This is a genomic window from Salinispira sp., from assembly GCF_059431795.1.
Window position 1 is genome coordinate 47,372 of record NZ_JBXWXS010000011.1, and the last position, 17,468, is coordinate 64,839.

Sequence of the window (17,468 nt, forward strand, 5' to 3'; positions counted from 1 at the left end):
GTGTTGCGGCCCGGGTGGCCGAAACGTGAACTGCATGCACACTGCATATAGAATTCTGCTCAGAAGTAAGTTAACTATAGATACCCGGGATTACGCAAGTAGGCCCCGGGGATTTCAGGAAACACGGCTGCGCCCCCGTTCAGAAGCGCAGCCATGTTCAAGTTGAAATCAGTGTATGATATGGTTCGGCAGGCTTTAGTATGCGCCTTCCATTACTTCCAGCCAATTGGCTTCTGCAACACTGAGATCTACAGGAAAGTAACCCACCTGATCAATTACGTCGTTCGCGTTGTTCAGGAAGTATGCAATGTAGGCTGCTACATGGGGCTTGGAACGCATAATTTCAGCATCAGAGTAAATAAACAGAGGGCGGGCAATGGGATATCCGCCGGCATTTACATTTTTCTCGATGCTGTCGTAGTTGGCCTTCTCAACAGCTTCCTGTGAAGGCTCAATTCCTTCAACTGACAGAATGTTCAGGATATCCTGATTTTCCACATAGTAGGCATATCCGAAAAATGCGACCGCGTAGGGACTCTCAGAAACACCCTGTACCAGAATGTTGTCATCCTCGGAAAGCTGGGTGTTATCGGCACTGAGAATTGTTTCAGGATCCTCATCGTATACCATTTCCACGAAGAAATCGAAGGTTCCGGAATCTGTACCGGGAATATAGCGGAGAATGGGTTCATTGGGCCAGTCTGAGCGTACTTCATCCCAGGTCTGAGCATCGCCGAAGATGAGGGCAAGTTCTTCCGCACTTACATCTTCAACAAAATCATTTTCAGTGGATACCACAACAGAAAGGGCGTCTGTTCCAACCCGAAATGGGATGGGAGTCCGGCCGATTTCTGCGGCATTCTCTACTTCACTGTCCTTGATGGCCCGGGAAGCGTTGGATACATCAGTTTCGCCGGCAACTGTGAACCGTTCGAAACCTGCGCCTGAACCGATTACATCCAGGGTAACCTGGCCTTTAAATCCGTCTTCTTTGTAACGCTCAATAATAACTGCGGCAAGGGGAGCCACAGTGGAAGATCCTGCGGTGGCTACATCGCCCTGTACAAGAAGGGGATTCACGGCGGGGAGATTTCCCTCGCCCATTTCTTCAACCCATGCAAAGGGGTTGCTTTCTTCTGCGCTCTCTGTTTCTCCCTGACCTTCAGCGAAAACGGATGCGCCAACAAGCACCAGCACCAGAAGTGCGGCTATAATCTTCTTCATAATTCTTCCTCCAATTTGGAATCAAATGACGTGTTCATGTGTACCAGTGAATTGTTAGATTTGTGTTAGATATGTTTTAATATTCGGTTAATACAAAAAAATGAAGTGAAATATGCCCTGTAGATCGGCATTGGGCACTATTCCCGGTATTTTTCCATAATTTCAAGCAGCCGGTCTTTCTGGGAAGTGAATGCCTCTACGATATGTGGGTCAAAATGGGTTCCGCTGTGACTCTCAATGTATTCCAGGGCTTCCTGAATACTCCACGCAGGTTTGTACACCCGGTCGTGAACCAGAGCATCGAACACATCTGCAACCGCAACAATCCGCCCCACAAGAGGAATATCTTCCCCCTGAAGATTTCCCGGATATCCTTTTCCGTCCCACCGCTCATGGTGACTGATTGCAATAATTGCCGCCAATCTGAGCAGACCCTTTTTCCCGGTCTTCAGAATCTCATTTCCGATAACGGTATGCTTCCGCATTTCAAGAAGCTCCTTCTCATCCAGCTTGGCTGGCTTGTTCAGGATTGAATCTGGAATACCGATTTTCCCGATATCGTGCATGGGAGCAGCCAGGCGAAGCAGCTCCACTTCCGGCTCCTTCATTCCTACTTCCCCCGCAAGTAGAGCAGCTATCTCCCCTACCCTGCGGACATGATTTCCGGTTTCCTTTGATCGGGACTCAACTACCTCGCCCAGAGTGAAGATGATCTCTTTCTGGGTCTTTTCGATCTGGTTGTTCAGGTACAGATTGGAAAATGCAATGGCCACATTTGAAGAAAACACCTGTATGAGCTCCTGGTCCACCTTGGGGATGGCATCATACGCCTTGAGTAGAATTATATTTTCCACCCCTTCATCCACCTGAAAAAATCCCACATAGCTGTCATGTTCAAAAAACGATTCCCGGCGCTGAATAACCTGCTCCAATAGAGGGGAGATCTCATCGCCCTCAAGATCATCCAGAAGACTGCCTGCCGCATCTTTATATCTGCCGGTTCCGGCGAGGATCCGGTATTCATCACTGCTGCGTCTCAGCGCAATGCCGTCGGTTCTCAAATAGAGGCTGTCATCATCCATTTTCAACAGCGATGTGAGCTGAATAAGCACACCTCCGTAAAATTCTTGAAAAGAACGCTTGCTGAACAGAGCGGCGCTTGCATCAATAATTTTCTCAAAGCCTTCCTTGCTTCTTCGAATAATCTTCAAGTCCCGATAGCCCCGAATAGCCACAGTGATAGAGGTATACAGCTTAATATCCGTGATCTCGGTTTTGGACTTGTAATCGTTTATTTCATACTTGGTAATTACACGCTTCTCCGGTGCCGCTCCCGGTTGTCCGGTGCGGAGAATAATCCGTACCAGATCATTCTTCAGTTCATCACGAATCCATTGGGCGAGCTTCAATCCCGCATCATCGGTTTCCATTACCACGTCTAAAAGGACTACGGCTATGTCAGGATAATCTTTCAGGATTTCCTTGGCATCTTTGGCCGAATAGGCGGAGATCAGCTCAACCCCCCGGTGTTCAAATTCATAATCCCGGAGAACAAGGCGGGTAATTACATGGACCTCTTCGTCGTCATCAACCACTAGAATTTTCCATGGAGAACTCCGGAAATTCATTTGTTCCGGAAGCTGCTCATCTGCAAATATCAGAAGATCATCGTTGTTCTGTTCAGTCACAGTATCCTCACTCCACCTGTTGTATCCGTTCCCCACCGCAGCAATTTCCAAAATCGCTGATTTTTGAAATTGCCTCTATGCATATTATAGAATACTATTTTGCCGATAAATTTTCGAGGATTCCGTATCATTCTTTTCTGCTCCGCTGAATCCGGTTCAGATAGCGTCCGGGTAAACTGTCAAATGGCGCGTTCTGCAGAGCACTGAAGAATAGATCCCGGGATTCATTAATCAGTCCCGCATGAAAGCAGCTGATTCCCCGGTCCGTATACTTCCGGTTATGTCTGAGCTGCAGCCCTTCACCTTGAGAATATGGTTCAAGCCACTCAAATACCCCCAGAGGGTCATCATCCTGGGATTGTGAACTGAGAGCAATGAGCCGAAATTGATCGCTCCGGGAAGTATTATTTTTAAAAACCTCCCCCACAACTATTCTGGCACGGCATACCCGGGCTTCGTGCTGAAGATCCTTGAGAAACTCCACAGCTAAAGGCATAATCACCGGTCGCTGTATTCCGGGTACCGCATATACATGCAGATCCTGACTGGAACAAACCATCCGGAAATTCAGATGGAGAGAACCATAACCGCTTACCTCAAGATTCAGTGATATGAGGGAGTTGTGAAGGACCTTCACTGCGCTGATCACCCGTTCCTCGGACTCATCCACAACAAAGAGATATTCATCTCCCAATTGGGAGAACAGGCATGCGTCAAAATTCCCGAAGGCGCTCTGAAAGGTCCGGTACAATTGGGTAATCAGCCGGATCTGCTCGCTCCGTTCCCCGATACCATCCATATATCCGCTGAATCCCTGGAGGCTCAAAAGCACCAGCGATGCGTGGATGCTCAATACGCCATCCGATCCCTCCTGGTGAGAAGAAAGCATCCTGTTCAGCCAATTCTCCGCATTGCATTCCAATCTGTGAACCGAATCCTCGTTCATATTTTAATAATAAAATATCCCGCAGAAATTTTCCCGGATTTTGACAATACTTGGGGAACAGGATATGATTCTTCAATATTCAATACATGGAGCAGGCATCGAATGACACTCAGCTGGATCAGCAACACCATATTTGTTTCTAAAGTAAAAGATGCCGGACCAATTTGGCGGATGCTTCATGAACTGATCGATGTAATACGGGATCAGGACGACAGCTTTCACTTCCGCCAAAACATCGACTTGGAATTTCTTCATAGCACAATCTGCTATTCAGGCGGGGAGTTTCAAATTATTCTGCATTTTCTCTCCTCGGCGGGAATTATGGAGGGGATTTCTTCATTTATTTCCCAGCGATATGGAAATTTTTACGTAAAATATGTGGAAATCGACTCCGGCAGGGACGTGGTAAATTTTCTGGCCCATGAGAACGGGAAGCTTCAGGGTGAAAAGACCGTCTCCAAAGGTCTAAGCCGGCATCTGATCGATGAAATTGAGAAATCCCCCATGAAAGGAAGCTGCTTTTCATTCACGGTTCCCGAGCTGTTTAACCAGACCGAACAGCAGTTTATTGAAACCCTTCAAGATCTGAAATACAATAGTAAACCGCACACAAATCCGGATCCGGAGGATGATTTGCTCTTCTAACCCCGCCAGGAAAGGGGATTGATTAATCAGCTTTGGAGACGTTTCTCCGGAAACGGAACAGGAATATAATCGATACGGCAGTCTTCATACAGCGGGTATTTCCAGACTGCCTCAGGACCGAACCGATGAATACCAGACACATTGCCCAGCAAGCTGAACAGGCTTCCAAACTGAGCGCTGCCCTCCCTTCGGCAACGAAAAACCGCGCCCTCAGGGAAATTTCTGCCGCATTGTATGCCGCCCGTGAAGAGATCTTCAGCGCCAACCGGGAAGATATCCGGCGCAGCGAGAAAGAAGGATTGGCAGCCCCCCTTCTGAAACGACTAAAGTTCCAGGAAGACAAACTGGAGGAAGTTCTCAAAGGGGTGGAATCTCTCATTGATATTCCCGATCCTGTGGGGGAAGTGCTTGCCAGCAGAGAATTAGCTGCGGACCTGACGCTTCATAAACTTCGCTGTCCCATCGGAGTCATCGCCATGATCTTCGAGTCCCGTCCGGATGCTGCAGTGCAGATCGCCTCTTTGGGATTAAAAAGCGGAAATGCGGTTCTTCTGAAAGGGGGATCGGAAGCGAAAGAAACCCTGGGCGTCCTTAACCGGGTAATGCACGATGCGGCTGTATCCGCAGGTCTGCCCCGGGGCTGGCTGGGACAGCTTACCAGCCGGGAAGATGTGGCCCAGCTGCTGGAAATGGACGAACTGGTGGATCTTATCATTCCCAGGGGCTCCAATGAATTTGTACGCCATATCATGAATAACAGTGCAATTCCCGTTATGGGACATGCTGACGGCATATGCCATGTGTACGTGGACTCATCCGCCGATGAAGAAATGGCCAGAGACATTTGCGTGGATTCAAAAACCCAGTATGTGGCGGTCTGTAATGCCATGGAATCTCTTCTCATTCATAAGGACGCCGCCCGGCGCATGCTTCCGGATATCTGTAGGGCATTGCAGGGAAAACATGTGGAACTGCGTGGCTGCAAAGCCGCCCGAGAACTGGTTCCCGAAATGAATGATGCCGGGGAAGAAGACTGGAGCAGCGAATATCTGGATTACATTCTTTCTATTAAAGTGGTGGATTCCCTTGAGCAGGCAGTTGAGCACATTAACACATACGGTTCAGGACACACCGACAGCATCGTCAGCGCAGACCCGGAAGCTGCACTCCGTTTCATGAATTCGGTGGATACCGCCAGCGCTCTGTGGAACTGTTCCACCCGCTTCGCCGACGGATTCCGCTACGGTCTGGGAGCGGAAGTGGGGATCAGCACCAATAAAATTCATGCCAGAGGACCGGTGGGAATGGAAGGACTCACAATTTATCAGTGGCGGCTGTTCGGTACGGGCCAGATTGTGGAGGATTTCGCCACTGGGAAAAAATCTTTCACCCACACCCCGCTGAACACGGACAGCTACGGATTCCCCCACAATGAGCAATGATCCAAACCGGCATGGTATAAGCCGGCAGCAGCTCAGTCAGGCAAGACGCATCGTCATTAAGATCGGCACCCAGACCATCAGCAATGCCGATGAAAACGGCATAGACACTGGTTACATTGACCAGCTGAGCCGTCAGTGCGAAGCCCTCCATTCCCGGGGGCGTCAGATTCTGATTGTAAGCTCAGGGGCCATCGGCATGGGCGCCCACAGTCTCGGTCTTCAGCAGCGGAGCCAGGATATGGCCATGAAGCAGGCCTGCGCCTCCATCGGCCAGCCCCTGCTCATGCAAACCTACCGGGAAGCTTTTTCCCGGCGAGGAATGGTGGTTGCCCAAATACTGGTAACCCGGGATCAGTTCAACAGACGGGAAAGCTTTAACAATCTCAAACGCTCGGTGGAGAAGCTTCTTCAGCTGGGGGTAATTCCCGTCATTAATGAAAACGACAGCATCAGCACCGAGGAGATCGGCAGAGCCTTCGGGGACAACGATCAGCTTTCCGCCTATGTGGCAAGCAAGATCGATGCCGAGCTGCTGATTATTCTCAGTGATATTGACGGACTCTACGATGCCGACCCCAGAGAGAACCCCGACGCCCGAAAGCTGAGCTATATTCCCAGACTGGAGCCCCGTCACCGGGAAGCGGCGGGAGGCAGGGGAAGCGGCTTTTCCACCGGAGGAATGCGCACCAAACTGAAGGCAGTGGATATTGCCAGGGATGCCGGCTGTCGGATAGTTCTTGCCCAGGGCAGGGAGGCGGATGCAATTACCAGAATCTGTTCAGGGGAAGAATTGGGAACCCTTTTTGAATCTGCCCTTCCCATGAAGCAGCGCAGACGCTGGATTAAGCATGCCGAAGCCGCGGGCCGTATAGAGGTGGATGAAGGTGCCCTTGCGGCCATCCGGGAGCACCGAAGCCTGCTTCCCCGGGGAATCATATCCGTGGATGGGGTGTTTCAACGGGGAGATGTGGTGCTGGTGAACGACCAGATTAAACTCGTATCGGCTTTCGACAGCGGTGAGCTGGCAAAAATTATCGGCAGGCACAGCGCGGAGATTCCCGGAATTCTGGGTAAAGGACATCCGGATGTGATCGCCCGGCCGGAGGATATGGTAGTAATAGAGGAGCGATTCTAGGGAATCGTACTGTGAGACATTACATCCTGAAACACCCCTTCGTGGGAGCAAAACAGGACATGCTGCTTCATTCTCCATAGATATCTTCGTTCCACCGGCGGAATATTCCAGAAATCATCACCGATCTCCAGGGGGAATTCGTTTCCATCCTGGGTGAACGCCTTCACCCCCAGTTTATGCAGAATAGGAAACCCCGCTGCAAGATCCCATAAACGAGTTCTTGTAAGGTATCCGATACTCCCCCCTAACGCCAGGTTCCGCATACTGGAAACACATGATCCAGTGGAGAGCACTGAAAGGGGACCGTCATAGCGTCCGTGTTTCACAATAGTCTGGCTCACCGCTAAAACGGGACTGGATGCCCGAGGATCCGGGGGATCCAAGGGGCGCAGCTGTTCATACTCGGGAAAACGGTTCTTTCCGCTTCTGCCGTACAACACGGTATCCCCGCTGCTCAGCAGCAATTCTCCGGAAAACGGGAACAGAATGGCTCCCTCGGCCAGCCTCCCCTTCTCCATATAGCCCAGGGAGATTCCCCAGCCTGGCAATCCGTTGGAGTACAGTACTGTGCCATCCACCGGATCGGTGACGTAACAACGGGCCTTCAGTGCCTGGCGATGATAGGCTTCGCCGTGTTCAGATGATGTTTCCTCGCCGATAAAAAACAGCTCACCCTCTGTCGAGGACTCGGGTTCATCGGTCTCCTCCAGACGCTGCCGGATCAGGGCTTCAATGCGGGTGTCCGCCTCTGTTACAATGGTGTTATCCGCTTTGATCTCCCGCTTCGCCGAATTCTGGATATCCAGGGCAAGCCGCCCGCATTCTTTCAGCACATCCGCGATTATTTCAGGCTTCCACGCCATGGCACCTCCCGTGTATACTGCTAGGGTACCAGAAGCCGGTGATGCTGGCAATCAGCCCGGCTGAAACATCTTGCCACCAGGAGTTTTACATGAGAAAGATTGTATGTTGTATTGATTTCTCACCCTTAACGGAAAAGGTAATGGCCGAAACCAGAAAGCTGGCAAAAACCTGTCCTGTTCAGGTGATGCTGATATATGTGACAGGCGACAGACCCAGCCGGCCCAGTTCAGTGGTTCACGATAGAAGCGATGAAGAAGAAGGGATTCAGCGACGTAAGGATATCCGCAAGCTGATGAACCTGAAAGAAGATCTGAAAGCCGACGATATCCCCTGCGAGGTTTCCACTCCAAACGGCCCTGTTTCCCAGGCAATCGCCAGGGAGGCCTCGGAATTTGCTGCCGATTATATCCTCATGGGAAGTCACGGAAACGGAGCCATGTATCATCTGGTTGTTGGCTCTGTAGCCGAGGGAGTACTGAAAGCCACCGGAAAACCGGTCATTCTTGTTCCAGCCGACCCGGACACCGGAGAATAAAACCGGCCGGGTTTGCATCAGGCCCCGGGAAACCGGGGTGTAGATGTGCCCAGGTTCTCAGCGAAGCCCGTAGAGCATCCTCTTCAGAGCCTCGCTCTGGAGTCTTCTGGGATTGTTCCGGGCCTGACGGGGATTAAACCCCACATCTATGAGACGGTGAATATCATCTCTGGTGCTGATGCCCAGATCATGCAGGGTCCCCGGTAACCCGAAGCGTTTTCGCAGATACATCAGTCGGGCGCCCGCTTCTCTGGGGGTATCCTCGCCGATCACTTTGCTCATATCAAGAATATTTTTTCTCACCCAGGCAGCGCCGCGGGGATGCTGACAGTCATCATCATCGAGGGAATAGTTATATTCTATGAACGCCGGCAGAAGCACCGCAAGGCCCATTCCATGGGGAACTCTGAATAGGCTGGTAAGGTAAAACGCCAGCGCATGGGGGCCGGTGAGTCCCGAATCGTCCAGACTTTTTGCGGCCTGAATGGAGCTGTCCGCTATTTCCAACAGCGCATCGTTACTTCCCTCAACCGCTTCCGGAAGAGCATTGATGAGCCGTCCCAGAGATTTCCTGCTTAGGGCGATGCTGCGATCATCCGCTTTGGCACTCCACATTCCTTCCACTGCGTGGGAAATGCTGTCGAATCCTTCACCGGCAATTTGTGACGGGCTTTGAAGACTGCTGAAGAATGGGTCAAAACAGGCCAGTTCGGGCACCATCTGTTCATCCTTCAATTCGCACATCTTTCGCCCCCGTAGATAATACGAACGGCTGCTCACCGCCGCACCACTGCCGAAACCGCTGGAGACCGCTATAATCTTCGGCCGTCGGGACACCCTGTTTCTGAACGCCTTGATCTCTGCGGTGATAATATCGTCCTCCGCATCAGGATGGAGAAAGGACTCAAAAAGATATATCTCATCGTCGTCGGCATCGAAAAGATAATGTCTGAGCATCTTACCCAGATCTATGGCTCCCTCTCTCCCCAGACAGATAATGGAGTCGAAATCCCGCTCCATGTAATATTTCATGGCGGCTTCTATCTCCACATTTGTCACAGGGTAGGTGAACCCCGAATAGAGACGATAATTCTGTTTCCGGATTTTACTATTGGAAAGGACCTGTTTGAAAGGAATCATGTCCCAGGCTTTCTGGGACGATAGAATCAGCGGCTTGCCGATTCGCCATTGCTCAAGAACCTGAACCACATGCGCGGTTCCCCGATTGCCCACATACACATCTTGAAGTATCCCAGCACGCATATTCATACTATAGCGCAGAAATATTAAAAACGGGTTATAAATTTTGAAAATTGCGGGATTTTCTGTATTTTTTTGCATTTCTGCTTATAGCCTGTCTAGTAGTTCGCCCCATGTTCATCCCCGTCTTTTGGGTGCTGCGGGTGTACAGTTTCTATACGCCGGAATATACTTCCCCGCATGAAATCCTCAAAAGATCTAAATGCCCGCAATGACCTTATTCATCGAGAGCAGCTGCTCACCCGGATCTCAAACCTTACAGTGGTGGCAATCTCCATTATCCTGCTGCTAATATACGCTTTCAGCCTGGGAAAAAGGGAGCTCTCACCACCATCGGTGGGAACGAGCAATGCCATTCTCCTTTTCTCCGCTGACTACGGGTTTTCCAAAATCACCCCCGGCCATGTGGCGCTGCTGAGTAATGGCCGGGAGGCCGCAATCGCCTCGGTGGACGGGGAGCGAATACGTATGGGCATACTTGGAGCAGGGGGAGCACTTGAACAGAGCCTGAGCATCCCGGTGGATCTATCTAACAGCAGAATTTTCTTTCTTCATTCCCCGGATTCCGAGGGGGCGGCCCCGGATTCTGCCGTTGATGCCGATGGCGGTTCCCGCGGGGCTCCCAATGGGGGGGCCGATTCCAATGAAAATACCGTCGAATCCTTCCAGCCGGACAAGCTGGCCCTGGTCGCCGAAGGGGGCGGGTATCCGGGAATCTGGCATTTTCCCGCCGACGGTCCAGGGGAACAGATACGCGCCGCCGGAGAACTACTGCAGGTTGAGGGAGATTATGCCCTGTTCCGGGAGGACGGCGGCTTGTACGCCCTGGATCTGAACCGACGGAATTCGGAACCTCTGGCTTTGATACAAGGCAGGGTGCTGAGCTACGCATCGGCGTCAAGAAACGAGGGGCTGCACGCTGCGGCAGTCGTAGAATCGGGCACAGGAATCAGGGAGATCGTACACAGCTTCCTCCCCCGGGATTCACAGGAGCAGCCGGTCACCTGGAACATGGGGCCGGCTGCAGAGGATGAACTGGAAAATCTCATGGACATCCATGTTTCCGGTGAAACACTGAGCATGCTGTTTCTTTACCGAGATAAGCGCTTCGGGGTGAACAGGATCAGCGCTTTGCAATGGAGCCTTCCCCTCCATTCGACCCGTAAGAATGTGGGGATGCTGGAGATGCCCTTTTACCGCAGCAAGTATCGGATACTCAACGCCCGGGAGAACTCTGTGGAGTTCAACGCCCAGGTTGAAACCCCGGAGGGGGTGAATATCGCGGGTGTCACCATGAATTATAATGCCCCTCCGGATTTTCGGCTTCTCAGCAAGACCCGGTCAATGAGCAAGTTCGCCGGATCGGCGGATATGGGTCATGACACGGATATCATATTTTACGATGTGGAGAACGAGAAACGTCAGCTCTATCTTGCAAGTTCCGACCCCGCACTCATAGAACGGAGCATGCGGATTGACGGCAGTCTGATCGCGTATGTGGCGGGAATGACCCTGGCCATGACCCTCAGCGCCGGAGGTTTGGGACTGATATTTCTGTTTACAATTATGGTGGCGGCGTCACTGTTTCTTACCACTCTGCTCTCAACCCGGTTTACAAACCCGCGGCTGAAAGCAGCCCTGCCGGCAGCCGCCGGTGTGGTCCTGCACATCGGTATCAGCCTGATAATTCTCAACTTCCTCATGAACGAGACCGCTCATCTGTCTTTCAAGCCCGCAGTAGGAGGTGGATCACAGGTTTATTTCCTGGTTTCTCTTTTCCTCTCGCTGACTGCCGCTGGGCTGAGCTTGGCCCCCTACGCGGCAACACGGTTCAGGGAGTGCAGCGCAGGGAGTCTGTATCTCAGATTTTTTATCTATCAGTTTGTGTTTTACACCCTTCATATGGGCGTGTATGTTGCCAGCTCTATGATTCTGACACACATATAGCAGACCGCATTCAGAATGTTTGGGGGGGCGGGTATCAGCCGATACCCGCAAAGCCCATAAAGGCCAGGGCAAGAAGTCCGGCGGTCACCAGGGAAACCGGTGCACCCTTCATTGCCTTGGGCAGGTCCGCAAATTCCAGACGTTCCCTGATCCCGGCAAAAATAAAGAGGGCAAGGGTGAATCCGATGGAACTTGCTGCTGCAAACACAATTCCCTCCCCCAGACTATAGTTATTCCGCACCACCAGAAGAGCCACTCCCAGGATTGCACAGTTGGTGGTGATCAGGGGCAAAAACACCCCCAGGGCCTGGTAGAGCACAGGGCTCACCTTCTTGATAATCAGTTCAACCATCTGCACCAGAGCGGCAATTACCAGAATGAAGGCCACCGTCTGGAGAAAGGTGATCTCCAGCGGAACCAGAATGAGATTCTGAATGAGAAAGGTCACGATACTGGCCAGGGTCATGACGAACATCACCGCCGCCCCCATTCCCAGGGCGGTGGAAATCCTAGAGCTCACCCCCAGGAAGGGGCAGATTCCCAGAAACTGAACCAGTACAATATTGTTCACCAGCGCTGCGGTGATAAACAGACTGAATAATTCCATACTATCCCTCCTTAGGATGCATTTCCGCCGGCGGAGGCGGGTTGGGCGGCAGGAGCGGACCCGGCTTTACCCTGTGTTTCATCCGCTGGTGTGGATTCCCCGGCCTTCGGGCCGTTGTTCCCTGTGCGCCGGGGCAGATTTTTCACCGCGTTCACTGCGGCGATAATGAAACCCAGGGCAATGAATGCTCCGGGAGGCATAATAAACAGAAGCATGGTAGTGGCTTCCTCGGCAACAAAACTGAAGCCGAAGAGCGAACCATTGCCTAAAATTTCACGCACAGCTCCCAACATGGTGAGGGCCATGGCAAAGCCCAGCCCCATACCCAAACCGTCCACGAAGGAATACAACACATTATTTTTTGAGGCGAAGCTCTCGGCCCGGCCCAAAATAATGCAGTTCACAACGATCAGGGGGATAAACAGCCCCAACTGCTCGTGGAGGGAGGGAAGCTTGGCGGCCATCATCAAATCGATCACCGTTACGAAACTGGCGATCACCACGATGTATGCGGGAATTCTCACCTTTTCAGGAATCATGTTCTTCACCGCTGCAATTACCATATTGGATCCCAGAAGCACGGTGGTGGTGGCCAAACCCATTGCCAGGCCGTTCACCGCCGAATTGGTCACCCCCAATGTGGGGCACATGCCCAACAGGAGTACAAATACCGGATTCTCCCGGAAAAAGCCCTTGGAAAACGTCTTTGCTATGCTCATTCTCGGCCTCCGAAAAATTGTTGCGCCGACTCCCAGGCAATATTCACTGCATGGCAGTATGCCCGGGAACTGATGGTGGCGGCGGTAATGGAATCGATCTGGCCCCCGTCCTTGCGCACCGCCAGCCCGTCGGGTTCATTCCCATCACTGGACAGATCGCCGGCGGTCATATCGATTGAGGAAAACTGGGAGGCGAAACGATCATCATTTACCTTGGAACCCAGCCCGGGGGTCTCTGCGTGGCGAACCGCGGTGGTATTCAGCAGGGTTCCGTCGGGTGAAAAGCCGGCCATTACCTCCATTTCACCGCTGAACGCCCGGTCACTGAGACCGAGAACCGCAACCCCTACAAGGCTGCCGTTGCTGTATGCGGGAAATACACTCGTGCCTTCAATCTGCTGCTGATCCGCCAATATGTCATTATCATACTCCGGCAGCACCGCATCTATGGCGGCAATCTGCTTTGCAAGCTGATGCGCGGCAATATCTTCCCGGGTGTACTCATATGTGAGTGCCAGAATTCCTGCGGAAATCAGGGCAATGAGGAGAAGAACCACCACCATATTCACAAAACTTGACTCAATCTTTTTGGTTTTCTTTACCCCAGTGCTCATTTCTCACCTCCTGCAGACTCCCCGGGAGCCTTAGGAAGTACGCCGGCTTTGTTAATACCGAAACGCCGGGGTACGATGTATTTATCGATAATGGGGGTAAAGGCATTCATTATGAGTATCGCGTAGCTCACCCCTTCAGGATAGGAACCGAAGAGCCGGATAATTCCAGTGAGGAGCCCGATGCTCACCGCATACACCGCACGCCCCTTGAAGGTCATTGGGCTGGTGACCATATCAGTGGCCATAAACCAGGCACCCAGCATGGCACCGCCGCTGAGCAGATGAAAGAGGGGGTCGGCGTACTGTGACGGATCGATCAGCCAGAAAATTCCGGTGAACAGCGCCAGAGTACCCAAAAAGAGGAAGGGAATTTCCGGGCTGATCACCTTTTTCCAGAGAAGATATATTCCCCCTACAAGAATGGCCAGGGCGGAAATCTCACCCATGGAGCCGCTCATCCGACCTAAGAATAGGTCGAGATATCCGGGAAGATCGGCGGTACCGCTTTCTGCAAGACGGGCAAGGGGCGTGGCAGCGGATGCGGCATCCACATTCCAAGATAAAACTCCGTTTGCAATTGCGGGCCATCTGGACATATCCGCAGGAAAGGAAACCAGCATGAACGCCCGTCCGGCAAGCGCCGGATTAAAGGGGTTATGGCCCAGTCCGCCGAAGGCCATCTTGGCCACGCCGATGGCAAATACCGCCCCGGTAATCACCTGCCAGAAGGGAATTCCCGCGGGTACGTTGAATGCCAGAAGCAAGCCGGTGAGAACCGCCGAGCCGTCGGAAATACGGGGCTCCCGTTTCAGCATGAACCGGCTCACCAGATACTCGGTGAGAACCGCCGCCAGCACGGCTGCGGCATTCACCGCCAGTACTCGGATTCCAAAATTCAGCACACTTACCAGCAGGGCCGGCAGAAGCGCCAGATTCACCGTCCACATTACATTGGATACCGAATCCCTGCCCTGGACGTGGGGTGAAAGGGAAACTGTCAGATTATTTTGCATACTGCTCATGAATCCTACCTTTATTTCGCCCTGCGTTTGGCGGCGATTACTGTTGCTTTACCCAGACGGATATAATCCAGCAGGGGCCGGTTGGAGGGACAGGTGTAGCTGCAGCTTCCGCATTCCACACAATCGGTAATGCGTCTGCCCTCCGCATCATCGTAGCGCTTCAGCTCGGTGAGCTGCTGGAGAAGATACGGCTCAAGACCCATGGGACACACCTTCACACAGCGGCCGCAGCGGATACAGGTTTCCACAGGCTTTCTGCCAGCTTCCACTGCGCTAAGAACCAGCACTCCGCCGGTGCCTTTTACAACAGGGATATCCAGGCGCTGTGCGGCTTTGCCCATCATGGGACCCCCAAGGATCACCTTGGCCGCATCGTCAGTGAAACCTCCTGCGGCTTCGATCAGTGCGCGTAAGGGGGTTCCGATCCGCACCAGGTAATTGCCGGGATTCCGCACTCCCCGTCCGGTTACCGTCACCACCCGCTCGACCAGGGGTTTATTCCGGATTACGGCGTCATAGGCCGCCCGGGCGGTGGCAACATTGTTCACCACACAGCCCACCTCAATGGGAAGGGTTCCCGAGGGTACTTCCCTGCGGGTCACCGCTTTGATCAGCTGCTTTTCCGCACCCTGTGGGTACTTCACTTTAAGCGGCTGAATGGTAAAATTCAGTCCCAGTGTGCTGCGCCGCTCTTCCATATGCTCAACGGCATCGGGCTTGTTGTTTTCAATTCCGATGATCACCCGGTCCACTCCCAGGTTCCTCCGGAGAATTTCAACCCCCAAGAGAATTTCATCGGCATATTCAAGCATTATCCGATGGTCGGAGGTGAGATAGGGTTCGCACTCCACGGCATTGATAATCAGGGTGTCCGCATGTTTTCCCGGGGGAATGCTGTACTTCACGTTGGATGGAAAGGTGGCTCCTCCCAGTCCCACTACGCCCCGCTCCAGAAGCCTGGCGTTAATATCTCCAAGATCATCGGGAAGCTTTGACAGGGGATCGGAATCCACCTGGATACCTTCCTCCCATTCGTCACCGTTCACCGCAATAATCACCGCGGACCTGGGAAATCCGGATACATCGTAGGCGGTGGTAATCCGCTTCACCTTCCCGGAAACCGGGGAGTGAACGTTGGCAGAAATAAATCCGTCGGCCCCGGCAATCAGGGTTCCGGCCTTTACCTCATCTCCGGGTTTCACCAGAGCAGCTGCGGGATTACCCAGATGCTGGCCCAGCAGAACGGTAACTTCTTTGGGCAGGGGAAGGGGCTGCACCGGCATAGCGGCGGTGATTTTTTCTTCCGGAGGATGTATTCCACCCATGGGAAACGTCTTCAGCTGGGTCATGATTTCACCTCCCCGGCAGGAGCTTTCTTTTGCTTCACCTCAAATGTTGCTTTAATGGCTCCGGTTGGACATACAGGTATACATTTTCCGCACATAATACATTTCTCCGGATCAATATAGGCGAGGTTATTTTCCATGCTGATGGCCTGGATTTTTTCCGGGCAGGTTTTTACGCAGATTCCGCAGCCGATGCAGGCAACGCTGCAGTGTTTCTTGGCAAGGGCACCCTTTTCCTGACTCTGGCAATTGACCCATACCCGACGCTCGCGCCGGCCCACGGGTCTGAGTTCGAAGAGGTTTCGGGGACAGGCTTCAACGCAGGCGTTACAGGCTGTGCACTTTTCCGCATCCACTTCCGGCAGGCCGGTCTCCGGGTTCATATGAAGGGCATCGAATTCGCATACCACCTCGCAGTCACCCTGCCCCAGACAACCGAAGGGGCAGCCGGATTCCCCGGAATGAAGCATATGCTCAATGCTGCAGCTTGAAGGCCCCTGGTAGCTGCTTTTCCGGGGAGCCGCATCGCAGTCGCCTCCGCAGCGCAGAACCGCCACCTTTTGGGCGAATTCCCCGGTGCTCAGACCGAAATACTCACCGATCTCCTCCATGGTGCTGGGACCGCCGGGAGGACAGCTCAAATGAGAGATATCTCCCGCTTCTGCACCCTTCACCAAGGCTTCGGCCATGGCACTGCAGCCGGGAAAGCCGCAGGCCCCGCAATTAATACCGGGCAGCAGCTCTTCAACTTCCTTCACCCGGGGATCTTCATTTACATGGAAGCGCCGGGCGACTATAAACAGCAAAACAGCAAACAGCGCAGCTATTCCGCCGAGACTTGCAAGAGAGTAAACAACTGTCATACTCAACCCCTATCGTGGTTTCGAACCGAGGTTTTTCCAAAACCTTTGTTTTGAAATTCCCTTAGCTAGTAAAGATTATCACATACCACGGGTTGGGCCTGGGATGCAGGAACGGCGGTGAAACTGATATGTCGTTTGAGAGCATTACGGAATAAACTGAGAATCAGGTAGTATCCCGCGAGAACTCCCAGCCCGCCGAGGGCCAGCATCTCTTCCCTGATACCAAGAGACTGGAGAGACAGAATAAAGCTGAATAGTAGAATAAGCGGCAGAATAAACGACAGGAGTACGGAGAGAAATCCGTCCCGCGTGCGCATTCGGAGAATAACCTTCGAGCCGACGGTGACACTGTCTTCCGCAACGGCTTCCACAATACGGCTGTTATTCCCTCCCAGCGTTTTACTGCTGCAGGATCCGGAGACCTTGCAGCCTGCACAGCTGGAATTCTGATATATTCTGACAAGGGCGTGATTATCTCTCAACTCTTCAACAATGCCTTCCTGTGTCACCATTGAAGAATGAGACTCAACCCCCAGAGTTGAATCTGTCATATAAGTCCCTATGAATCGTATTCCCGGTACGTGGAATTTTTTTGGTACGGCCTCATTATA

17 protein-coding genes are annotated in these 17,468 nt (G+C 52.5%); 5 read left to right on the top strand and 12 right to left on the bottom strand.

Annotated elements, in window-relative coordinates:
• Window positions 1–195: 195 nt before the first annotated feature.
• The 3 genes from AC52PS_RS03455 to AC52PS_RS03465 all read right to left on the bottom strand — a co-directional run bounded on the left by AC52PS_RS03455 (window position 196) and on the right by AC52PS_RS03465 (window position 3,858).
• Entirely contained in the window at window positions 196–1,224 is a 1,029-nt protein-coding gene (locus AC52PS_RS03455) for a phosphate ABC transporter substrate-binding protein PstS family protein (RefSeq protein WP_495561641.1), read from the bottom strand.
• A gap of 137 nt (window positions 1,225–1,361) precedes the next feature.
• Window positions 1,362–2,912 carry a DUF3369 domain-containing protein gene (locus tag AC52PS_RS03460; protein ID WP_495561642.1) on the bottom strand — a complete coding sequence of 517 codons (1,551 nt, stop codon included), beginning with the start codon at window positions 2,910–2,912 and terminating at the stop codon, window positions 1,362–1,364.
• A 127-nt stretch (window positions 2,913–3,039) separates the two neighbouring features.
• Window positions 3,040–3,858: a hypothetical protein gene (locus tag AC52PS_RS03465; RefSeq protein WP_495561643.1), complete on the bottom strand. Its 819-nt coding sequence runs from the start codon at window positions 3,856–3,858 to the stop codon at window positions 3,040–3,042.
• Between the two features lie 102 nt (window positions 3,859–3,960).
• Between AC52PS_RS03465 and AC52PS_RS03470 the strand changes: the two genes are divergently transcribed.
• From AC52PS_RS03470 to proB, 3 genes are all read left to right on the top strand, one after another.
• Window positions 3,961–4,503 carry a hypothetical protein gene (locus AC52PS_RS03470; RefSeq protein ID WP_495561644.1) on the top strand — a complete coding sequence of 181 codons (543 nt, stop codon included), beginning with the start codon at window positions 3,961–3,963 and terminating at the stop codon, window positions 4,501–4,503.
• A gap of 125 nt (window positions 4,504–4,628) precedes the next feature.
• A complete protein-coding gene (locus AC52PS_RS03475; protein WP_495561645.1) occupies window positions 4,629–5,945 on the top strand; it encodes a glutamate-5-semialdehyde dehydrogenase in 1,317 nt (438 codons plus the stop codon).
• On the top strand, window positions 5,935–7,080 hold the full coding sequence (gene proB, locus AC52PS_RS03480; RefSeq protein ID WP_495561646.1) for a glutamate 5-kinase: 1,146 nt from the start codon (window positions 5,935–5,937) through the stop codon (window positions 7,078–7,080). The genes AC52PS_RS03475 and proB overlap by 11 nt, the downstream gene beginning before the upstream one ends.
• Here the strand turns inward: proB and AC52PS_RS03485 are convergent.
• The gene (locus AC52PS_RS03485; RefSeq protein ID WP_495561647.1) at window positions 7,077–7,943 is read right to left on the bottom strand and encodes an inositol monophosphatase family protein; all 867 of its coding nucleotides are present in this window, start codon (window positions 7,941–7,943) and stop codon (window positions 7,077–7,079) included. The two genes, proB and AC52PS_RS03485, sit on opposite strands and share 4 nt — an antisense overlap.
• Window positions 7,944–8,032: 89 nt before the next feature.
• On the opposite strand from AC52PS_RS03485, the gene AC52PS_RS03490 reads away from it, so the two are divergent.
• Complete coding sequence (locus tag AC52PS_RS03490; RefSeq protein ID WP_495561648.1) at window positions 8,033–8,479, top strand: universal stress protein; 447 nt, start codon at window positions 8,033–8,035, stop codon at window positions 8,477–8,479.
• Between the two features lie 57 nt (window positions 8,480–8,536).
• On the opposite strand, the gene AC52PS_RS03495 is transcribed toward AC52PS_RS03490, so the two are convergent.
• On the bottom strand, window positions 8,537–9,742 hold the full coding sequence (locus AC52PS_RS03495; protein ID WP_495561649.1) for an iron-containing alcohol dehydrogenase: 1,206 nt from the start codon (window positions 9,740–9,742) through the stop codon (window positions 8,537–8,539).
• Window positions 9,743–9,919: 177 nt separating this feature from the next.
• Between AC52PS_RS03495 and AC52PS_RS03500 the strand changes: the two genes are divergently transcribed.
• On the top strand, window positions 9,920–11,686 hold the full coding sequence (locus tag AC52PS_RS03500) for a hypothetical protein (RefSeq protein WP_495561650.1): 1,767 nt from the start codon (window positions 9,920–9,922) through the stop codon (window positions 11,684–11,686).
• Between the two features lie 34 nt (window positions 11,687–11,720).
• Here the strand turns inward: AC52PS_RS03500 and rsxA are convergent, their stop codons facing one another.
• The 7 genes from rsxA to AC52PS_RS03535 form a co-directional block, all read right to left on the bottom strand.
• Window positions 11,721–12,293, bottom strand: a complete 573-nt coding sequence (rsxA, locus tag AC52PS_RS03505) for an electron transport complex subunit RsxA (RefSeq protein ID WP_495561651.1) — start codon at window positions 12,291–12,293, stop codon at window positions 11,721–11,723.
• Window positions 12,294–12,304: 11 nt separating this feature from the next.
• Complete coding sequence (gene rsxE, locus AC52PS_RS03510; RefSeq protein ID WP_495561652.1) at window positions 12,305–13,012, bottom strand: electron transport complex subunit RsxE; 708 nt, start codon at window positions 13,010–13,012, stop codon at window positions 12,305–12,307.
• Window positions 13,009–13,626, bottom strand: coding sequence for an RnfABCDGE type electron transport complex subunit G (locus AC52PS_RS03515; RefSeq protein ID WP_495561653.1), 618 nt, complete (start codon window positions 13,624–13,626; stop codon window positions 13,009–13,011). The genes rsxE and AC52PS_RS03515 overlap by 4 nt, the downstream gene beginning before the upstream one ends.
• On the bottom strand, window positions 13,623–14,648 hold the full coding sequence (locus tag AC52PS_RS03520) for an RnfABCDGE type electron transport complex subunit D (RefSeq protein WP_495561654.1): 1,026 nt from the start codon (window positions 14,646–14,648) through the stop codon (window positions 13,623–13,625). Before AC52PS_RS03520 ends, AC52PS_RS03515 begins: the two co-directional genes overlap by 4 nt.
• Window positions 14,649–14,659: 11 nt before the next feature.
• On the bottom strand, window positions 14,660–15,997 hold the full coding sequence (gene rsxC / locus AC52PS_RS03525; protein WP_495561655.1) for an electron transport complex subunit RsxC: 1,338 nt from the start codon (window positions 15,995–15,997) through the stop codon (window positions 14,660–14,662).
• On the bottom strand, window positions 15,994–16,857 hold the full coding sequence (locus tag AC52PS_RS03530; protein ID WP_495561656.1) for an RnfABCDGE type electron transport complex subunit B: 864 nt from the start codon (window positions 16,855–16,857) through the stop codon (window positions 15,994–15,996). Before AC52PS_RS03530 ends, rsxC begins: the two co-directional genes overlap by 4 nt.
• A 65-nt stretch (window positions 16,858–16,922) precedes the next feature.
• Complete coding sequence (locus AC52PS_RS03535; RefSeq protein WP_495561657.1) at window positions 16,923–17,408, bottom strand: SoxR reducing system RseC family protein; 486 nt, start codon at window positions 17,406–17,408, stop codon at window positions 16,923–16,925.
• Window positions 17,409–17,468: the final 60 nt, after the last annotated feature.